The organism is Actinomycetota bacterium, assembly GCA_030682655.1.
Taxonomy (GTDB): Bacteria; Actinomycetota; Coriobacteriia; order Anaerosomatales; family JAUXNU01; genus JAUXNU01.
Window position 1 is genome coordinate 1 of sequence record JAUXNU010000150.1, and the last position, 7,329, is coordinate 7,329.

General features: G+C 62.8%; 12 protein-coding genes and 3 tRNA genes. 11 read left to right on the top strand and 4 right to left on the bottom strand.

Annotated features, from left to right (window positions below; genetic code table 11):
* Positions 1-136 precede the first annotated feature (136 nt).
* On the bottom strand, positions 137-1,339 hold the full coding sequence (locus tag Q8K99_09440) for a glycosyltransferase family 4 protein (GenBank protein MDP2182777.1): 1,203 nt from the start codon (positions 1,337-1,339) through the stop codon (positions 137-139).
* A gap of 169 nt (positions 1,340-1,508) precedes the next feature.
* On the opposite strand from Q8K99_09440, the gene Q8K99_09445 reads away from it, so the two are divergent.
* Complete coding sequence (locus tag Q8K99_09445) at positions 1,509-1,661, top strand: hypothetical protein (protein MDP2182778.1); 153 nt, start codon at positions 1,509-1,511, stop codon at positions 1,659-1,661.
* Positions 1,662-1,806: 145 nt separating this feature from the next.
* On the opposite strand, the gene Q8K99_09450 is transcribed toward Q8K99_09445, so the two are convergent.
* Both Q8K99_09450 and Q8K99_09455 read right to left on the bottom strand, forming a co-directional pair.
* Positions 1,807-1,880: transfer RNA gene (locus tag Q8K99_09450), tRNA-Cys, on the bottom strand.
* 92 nt (positions 1,881-1,972) lie between these two features.
* Positions 1,973-2,048 (bottom strand) — tRNA-Gly (locus tag Q8K99_09455).
* Between the two features lie 210 nt (positions 2,049-2,258).
* On the opposite strand from Q8K99_09455, the gene Q8K99_09460 reads away from it, so the two are divergent.
* Positions 2,259-2,333, top strand: a tRNA-Val gene (locus tag Q8K99_09460).
* Positions 2,334-2,559: 226 nt separating this feature from the next.
* Here the strand turns inward: Q8K99_09460 and Q8K99_09465 are convergent.
* Positions 2,560-3,414, bottom strand: coding sequence for a hypothetical protein (locus Q8K99_09465; protein ID MDP2182779.1), 855 nt, complete (start codon positions 3,412-3,414; stop codon positions 2,560-2,562).
* 147 nt (positions 3,415-3,561) lie between these two features.
* On the opposite strand from Q8K99_09465, the gene Q8K99_09470 reads away from it, so the two are divergent.
* The 9 genes from Q8K99_09470 to Q8K99_09510 all read left to right on the top strand — a co-directional run.
* Complete coding sequence (locus tag Q8K99_09470; protein ID MDP2182780.1) at positions 3,562-3,768, top strand: helix-turn-helix transcriptional regulator; 207 nt, start codon at positions 3,562-3,564, stop codon at positions 3,766-3,768.
* Positions 3,765-4,016 carry a helix-turn-helix domain-containing protein gene (locus tag Q8K99_09475; GenBank protein MDP2182781.1) on the top strand — a complete coding sequence of 84 codons (252 nt, stop codon included), beginning with the start codon at positions 3,765-3,767 and terminating at the stop codon, positions 4,014-4,016. The genes Q8K99_09470 and Q8K99_09475 overlap by 4 nt, the downstream gene beginning before the upstream one ends.
* 170 nt (positions 4,017-4,186) lie before the next feature.
* Entirely contained in the window at positions 4,187-4,363 is a 177-nt protein-coding gene (locus Q8K99_09480; protein ID MDP2182782.1) for a helix-turn-helix domain-containing protein, read from the top strand.
* Positions 4,364-4,479: 116 nt separating this feature from the next.
* Positions 4,480-5,010 (top strand): helix-turn-helix domain-containing protein, encoded by a 531-nt coding sequence (locus tag Q8K99_09485; protein MDP2182783.1) that lies wholly within the window; start codon positions 4,480-4,482, stop codon positions 5,008-5,010.
* 59 nt (positions 5,011-5,069) lie between these two features.
* Entirely contained in the window at positions 5,070-5,303 is a 234-nt protein-coding gene (locus Q8K99_09490) for a hypothetical protein (GenBank protein ID MDP2182784.1), read from the top strand.
* Positions 5,300-5,812: a hypothetical protein gene (locus Q8K99_09495; GenBank protein MDP2182785.1), complete on the top strand. Its 513-nt coding sequence runs from the start codon at positions 5,300-5,302 to the stop codon at positions 5,810-5,812. Before Q8K99_09490 ends, Q8K99_09495 begins: the two co-directional genes overlap by 4 nt.
* Positions 5,809-6,048 (top strand): hypothetical protein, encoded by a 240-nt coding sequence (locus Q8K99_09500; protein ID MDP2182786.1) that lies wholly within the window; start codon positions 5,809-5,811, stop codon positions 6,046-6,048. The genes Q8K99_09495 and Q8K99_09500 overlap by 4 nt, the downstream gene beginning before the upstream one ends.
* Positions 6,049-6,154: 106 nt before the next feature.
* Positions 6,155-6,604, top strand: coding sequence for a hypothetical protein (locus Q8K99_09505; GenBank protein MDP2182787.1), 450 nt, complete (start codon positions 6,155-6,157; stop codon positions 6,602-6,604).
* On the top strand, positions 6,594-7,329 hold a 736-nt coding region (locus Q8K99_09510), incomplete at its 3' end, for a hypothetical protein (protein ID MDP2182788.1). The genes Q8K99_09505 and Q8K99_09510, both read left to right, overlap by 11 nt.

A 7,329-nucleotide genomic window follows, 5' to 3' on the forward strand; every position in this document is an offset into this window, starting at 1 on the left:
GTCGTGCTGGCGGTGTTCTTCCTGGGCGCGGCGATCGGCGCCGAGAGCGCGAGCGATCTCATGGAGAAGGGCGCGGGAATCGCCGCTGTCATCGGCGCGCTGTCGTACTTCCTTGGCAAGATCGCCAAGGAGTAGCCTACCGGGAACTGCGCGCGGTAGAGATGCGTTCACGCAGGCGGGCAAGACTGCGCTTTCTCGGGACGAACTCCTCGATGGCCTGGAGGTAGTGATTCTCGAGGCGTTCGGCTTGGTGGCCGATGGAGAACTGCCCGGCGCGCTCGCGCGAGGCGGTCGCGAATGCGGATCGGAGATCATCGTCGGCAAGCAGGTTGTCGAGACTGCGCGCGACGTCTTCTGGACGGCCTGGCACGAGAAAGCCCGTTGCCCCGTGGACAACGAAGTCCTGGACGGCGAGGTCTTCAACGGCGACTACAGGAAGCCCGGCCGCCATTGCTTCTCCGATGACGAGCCCCTGGGTCTCCGAGGTGGAGGCGAAGGCGAACACGTCGGCGGCATGGTAGGCAGCGACCGCCTCATCACCGCGCAGGTAGCCCGCAAAGACAACACGTTTGCCCAACCCGAGGTCGCGTGCGAGACGTGCCAGTTCCGCGTGGTCTGGACCGTCTCCAGCGATGACGAGCTTCGTCGTTGAGTGACGAGAGTGCCAGATTGCGCGAATGAGGGTTTCGATGCTCTTCTCGCGACCGAGGCGTCCCATGAACAGGGCGACGCGGTCGCTGTCGCGTAGTCCGAGGCGTGTTCGCAGAGACTCTACAGCCGAGTCATCCTTGGCTCCATAGCGGGCGATGTCGACGCCGGTGGCGATCACTTCGATCGGGACTGTGACTCCCCACTCTCGCAGGAACTGCTCGATCTTGGTCGACGGCGCGATGATGGTGTTGCACGCCTCGCAGAACTCGCGGGAAAGCCGTCTTGCGAGGCTCTTCGTCAGCCTGGTTTCCCACACGTAGTGCACGTATTCCGGATACAGGGTGTGGTAGGTGTGGACGTACGGGATTGCGTGACGCCTCGCGACCCTGTGCCCAAAGAGTCCGATGCTGAACGGGTCGTGAGAGTGGACGACATCGAAGTCGACGGCGTCGAGCAGACGCAGAGCGTCCATCGAGAAGGGGGAGGCCAGGCGCATCTCAGGCTGGAACGCGAAAGGCATCGACGGGAAGCGCACTGTCACCTCGCCGTCCTCGTCATGCTCCGGGTCCGGCGCGAATACGTAGACCTCGTGGCCACGGGCCTCAAGGGCGCGCTTGAAGAGCCGGATGGAGGTGACGACGCCGTTGATCTGCGGCGTGTAGGTGTCGGTGAAGAACCCGATTCTCATGTCGGAAGATGACCCCTTCGTGCTGCGCCGTGCTTGGCGTGGGGGTGCCTCGGAAAGTGTACGCGCTTGACGCGCGATGCAAAAGGGCGGGATACTTTTCTAGTACTAGGGTCAATTGAATACGTAGTAGCAGTCGTAGCATTCATCGCAGCAGTTGGAGGTACACGTCATGACCCTGTCTCAAGCGCGCAAGCGCTTCCCTCTCGTGCCCGTTGAGATCGTGAAGTGGGCACTCGAGAACATCGCGAATCCGAGCGACCTCGAGCGCGGGCTGTTCCGGCTGGAGCAGGCCAAGCAGATCCAGCTCAAGTACGCATCCTAGGAGCCACTCCTCCTCCTTGACCCGTCGGGTGGTCCAGATGGCTGCCCGACAACCTGCGCGCAACCTGGCGCTGCCGGACGTCGGGAAGTGCGTGGGGAACGACAGGCGGGCCGCCCCACTAGGGGCGGCCCGCATCTGCTTCTGATGGAGGCGACGCCCGGATTCGAACCGGGGATAAGGGCTTTGCAGGCCCCTGCCTTGCCACTTGGCCACGTCGCCATATGCGGCGCCTGAAGCGCCCTTTCAAGTGCAGAGGCCGGCCGCGCGGGTCCGTGTGGAGCACCCTTCCGACCGACCTTCGAGGCTTGCGATGGAGCGGACGACCGGATTCGAACCGGCGACCCCAACCTTGGCAAGGTTGTGCTCTACCAACTGAGCCACGTCCGCGCGCAGGGGGTAGTGTACCAAGGGGTTTCTGGGCGTGCAAGGGAGGATACGGGGCCCTTGTGGCCTGTGCCAGCGGGAATAGGGAAGGTGCTCAGCGCGCGTCCGAGGTTCCCGTCCGTGCGAGTTGTCGGCTGGCAGGTGTCCGGAGGGGTAGCGCAATCACGGAGGACTGGTACAATACCGTTCGCTGCTCTTTGCAGAGCACGATACGGGCGCTTAGCTCAGGGGGAGAGCACTTCCTTGACGCGGAAGGGGTCGTAGGTTCAAATCCTACAGCGCCCACCATTGGATAACAGCAGGTAGAGGGCTGTGTTTCGGGAAACCGAGACCGGCTCTCTACCTCGTCTTCCGGGCCGAATGTAGCAACGCGTGTAGCAACGCGATTCTACCACCCGAACGCGAGCCTAGCCCGCGCGCAGCACCGGGACGAGGGAAACGCCGCTTCGCCGCTTCGATGGTGCGCCCCTGAGCAAGGCGAGTTCCCTGTTCGCTGCAGGGTCGCATGCTCATCTCACCCGCCGTCCCCCGCGCGTCGCTGCGGTTTTGCGTCAGCGCGGTGGCGCCGTTTGCGGCAGCGGTCGCTACACGTCTGACGGTCCGATCGCGTCTCGGTGGCATCCCACCACTCCCCGCACTCGGGACAGGAACGGTACCTTCGGTTGCCGTCCACCGCTAAGGCGAACTGAAGCCACATGGCCCCGATGAGTGACGAGACCTCGAAGGTGAGCCTCAGTCCCCCCGGCTGAGCGCCGCTGACCTCCATTGCGACATCGACAGATCCGCACATCTCGGTGATGAGTGTTGCGAGGGCCGACTGGACTATCGCTTCTGGCGAGCTGGCTTTCGAGGCGTACCCGAGCCAGCCGTACTCGCCGCCGCGGGTTGGAATCGCACTCGGGTGGGCGCCGAGACCCACGAGCATCTTCCCGATGCGACCCTGGATTCTCATCGAGGGCTGACGCGCAGAGTGCCCGTTGTCGCGCGGAGCTGGCGTCAGGACGAGATCGGTTCCGATCACGTCGCGCGCGCATCCCTCGCTGAGGGCATCCCACAGCCGCAAGGCGAAGGCGAGAAGGCGGCGATGAGCTCTCCACACGGCGAGCCTGTTCCCGAGACCGTCGAATCCTTGGCCCCCCTCGAGGCCGTCATCGGGCGATAGCACCCGTCCATCCCGGACCAAGTAGTCCGGGTCGTACAGGTCTCCGTAGCCGCCGGCGAAAGTGGCGAATGCCTCTTCGCGGTCTGACAGCGACGCGAACGTGCGAAACAGCGCCGGCTCGGACTTGAGCGGCCGGTAGGTCTCGTTGGCGTTGAAGCCGCACAGCACACGCAGACCATCCTCGCCGACCCAGTGTGGGTTGTTCATGCGCGACCACTCGAACCCGACCAGGGAGGCGGGGGAACCTCTATTGGTTCTAAATGTCACGGTTAAGTCCTGTCTATCCGTCTTTGCCTATGCCAACCCGGACAGGATACTACGTACGGGACAAACCGTGAACGGAAGGGAGAACGCATGCTCATGATCCAGAAGCTGCGGGAGGACAAGAGACTCACGCGCTCCGCACTGGCGCGACTGGCCCTAATGCACGCGGCGACCGTGGGTCAGATCGAGAACAGGTACATCGGGAGGCCCTACGCGTCACAGCTCAAGAAGCTCGCCGTCGCGCTCGAGTTCAGCGGCGAACCACGCGAACTGCTTACCGAGATCGATCAACCATGAGAGCCACGAGCGCGCCCTGCAGACTCCTCTATCCCGTCCACGAGGCGGCCGAGCAACTCGGCATTCAGCGAACCAGTCTGTACGAGCTCCTGAAGGGCGGCGAACTGGAGCGGGTCAAGATCGGCCGCCGGACTCTTATCACAGCCGAGAGTCTCACCGAGTACGTGAACAGACTCCGGGCGGCGGCCGACCAACGTCGGTGCCCTGCACCAGTGATCATCCAGACCCGGTCACGCCGCGAGGCTTGACCTGGGCGCTTCGATATTCTCATGTCCGCCTGATGAAGGTGCGTGAGGTCGCGTCACGTGCGGAGCGATGGGTTGCCGACGGCTTGGGGACCGCAATCGAGCAGCGAGACAGACCGAGGGGGGCCCGGTGGGCGCCACGGGAGGAACACGAAAGGGATTGGTGCTGCTGCATGGGGAAGTTGCTCAAGGTCGAAGACGTATCAAGCGAGTTGCATGTCAGTGTGCGGCGGGCGCGCGAACTGATCGGGTCCGGCAAGATCCGAATGATCCAAGGGCTGACCCCTGGAACGATTCGGGTGTCGCGCGAGAACCTTAACGCCTTCATCAGGGACAGCGCCGAGAAATGAGCTTACGACGACACCTGCAGACCGACACGGATCTTGACGAAGCGGGGCCTTGCACAGCGGGGCATGCTGCGTCGCGGCAGTCGTCGGAGCCGCCGCGGGAACGCTTCGCGTAATCCATGAGCATCTCGGTTATGGGTTCGGTCATCAAGCGTTACGGCGGCAAGCCCCACCTCAAGCTCACGCTATTAATCCTTGCCGACCGGGCAAGTGACGACGGCGTTTGCTGGCCGTCGTACGACGAGCTCGCGGGCAAGCTCGGCTGTTCTAGACGTTCCGCGATCAACAACGTCAACGACCTCATCGCGACCGATCTGCTGCAGATCATCGCGAAGGGTGGTCGGTTCACCGATCCGCAGACCAAGAAGCACCGTGGATTCTCCAACCGTTTCGTCATCAACGTCTCAGCAATCGAAGCGCTGCCTCTGCTCTACCAACCGCGGCGGAGTTGTCCACAAGACGTGGTGGACGGGTGCAGCGCACTGCAGAACATGGGTGAAGTGGGCTTCAACCATGCAAGCACGGCAAGGGTGAAGCCCACTTCACCCGGTACATCAGACAAGACATCAAGTTCAACCGTCACCGGCGAAGCGCCTGTGGACAACCTCATCCGGGACCTCGCCGAGGCCTGGAAGCTGCCAGATCGATGAGCCCCCACATGCATTGCCATCAGTCAAGCGGTACGCCACACTGAGAGGAGGGTCGGCGCGTGAGAGAGTTCAAGGACGTCAAGAAGCGCGACGTGATACGCGCGTTTGCCACAATCCGTCTGGCGATGGAAGAGAAGTGCGACAGGCTGACCGACTGGACGGACCAGGGCAACGCTCTGGAGCAAGCGCTGAGTCTCAGGATGGAAGAGAACGTGACCAAAGGGCTCAACTTCGTGGAGAGATTCCTCCTCGGTACACGAGAGGGGGCCAGTGAGGAGGGGCGCAGCTCATGACCAAGAGAACCGCGCACGCTGAGTTGATCGGTCGAGTAGGAGCTGACGAGGCTGATCGCCTCACTCAGATGTTCTTGGAAGATCTCATGACGAAGCGCGAGGCAGCCGCCGAGCTCGGCATGTCGCTCAGCGTCCTCGAGTACCGACTGTCGCAGGGCGACACGAAGCACGCGAGGCTCATGTCCGAGTCGGTCAAACCACACGGCCAACGCCGCTGGGTGGTCGTGCGCGAGCCGATACCCGGTCGGCCGCAGACGGCGCGTGAGGCTTTGGGCGAACTGTTTGGACCGGAGGAGGCGGACCGCCTCGTCGGTCTGTTCCTGTCCGAGCTGATGCTCGCCGACGAAGCAGCGGCGATTGTCGGGATGCCTGCCAAGACTCTGCGGGCGGACATGTACAAAGGAGTCGTGCCGTACTCGAGGACGCTCGATCCCGCGGCTCACAAGAGCCCGTGGGTCGTGTTGCCCGACGCGCTTCCTGCCATCAAGAAGAAGCGGGAGGGGCGATGAGCGTGTACGAGCGTCGGGACCTCTACCGAATCGTTGCCGCGGACGGTGGCGGTGTGCGGGTTGTGATGCCCGGCGGTCTCGGTACGACCGGACTTGAGGAATGGTATCCGAGTGCAAGCGCCGCCGCTGTGGCGATCGCGGATGCAATCAAGGGCGGAATGCCCGCGTTTGAGGTCGTGGGCGAGACGACACCGAGGCGGCCATCTCGCGCGGTGCATGACTCGGAGCCCGCATAGCGGCATCCCCGCAGAGGATCAACACGCCGTTTGTCGCCCACTGAGGGGCACAACCGCTGTAGTCTTACACGCACCGTCGAATCGACGCTAGGCGGAAGGAAGTGCGATGTCTGACGCAGTGATCGGCCCGTTGATGGAGCGGCTCGACGCTGACCTGAGGCAAAAGATTCGCGCTCGCCAAGACGGCATGGTGCGCGAGCTCCGCTTCCTCAGCGACAAGCGCGATCCAATGCTCGCGAGTGTGCGCAAGCGCGGCTGGTCGAACGAACGCCTTTCCATTCTGTGCGGCCTTAACTCCTTCTACATGTTCGTGCTGGGCCCGCTTGCAGGTTCGGTGAGCGACCGGTCGAGTGTCATGGGCCGGGATATGGTCATCCAGTACGGGGACTCCCTGCGTTTCGACGCGCAGAGGAGTGCACGCATCAGGGGCGCGCACGCCAGCTTCATGCAAGCACTTGAGGACGTCCCAGACGCGCATGGGGTGCTTACTGGAGCTCGATTCAGTGACCTTCTCTTCCGGCTGCACCGAGCCTTGGAGCGCGAACGTGAGCGCTGACAAGTGGGTGACCGCCGTTGAGGGCCGCATGCGACAGTTCGCGATATCGCATGCGCTCGTCCTATCTCAAACGAAGCGCCAAGTTTCAGCGGCATTCGAAATCGGCTGCTTCCACGCCCTGACGGAGTTCTATGAGATCGAGTTCGATGTGACGCCCGAGTCTCTCGGTGACGATGGCGAGTATCGGTACTTGACCACCCCGAGCGGCAATCCGCATAACTACTCCTACTTGTCGCTCCGCGGTCCGGATGGACACTACGAGTTGAGACAGCAAGTGCGCATTCAGTCTCATGCTCATCCGGAGATAGCGGTCACTCCAGATCTCGTGGTGCTGTCGGCCGGAGCGGAGATCCAGACCACTCGTCGGCCTGAGTTTGCATCGGGGAAGCGAGGTTTCTATACAGTCGGTAGCGCAGATGTGGTGGCCGCGCACGAGTGCAAGTCAATGAGCCCGTTTCCTGAGCTCCTAGTCAACTTCATCGGAATCCTCGTGGCGTGCCACGCATGGTTCGAGGACGGCGCGCCGGCGTATGTATTGGATCCGGAAGGCCCGCATGCGGCCCCCTCCCTCTTCATCGGTGGCGATGCCAGTGCGCTTCACCTGAAGATGATTGCGGGTCTGGAGGAGACGTATCCTTTGAATGTCGTCGTGGGGCTGCACTCGGGCAAGTGGAGTCTGCTTGGTGAGGGACGTCAGCTGAACCGTCTGTCACGCGCAGTCTCCG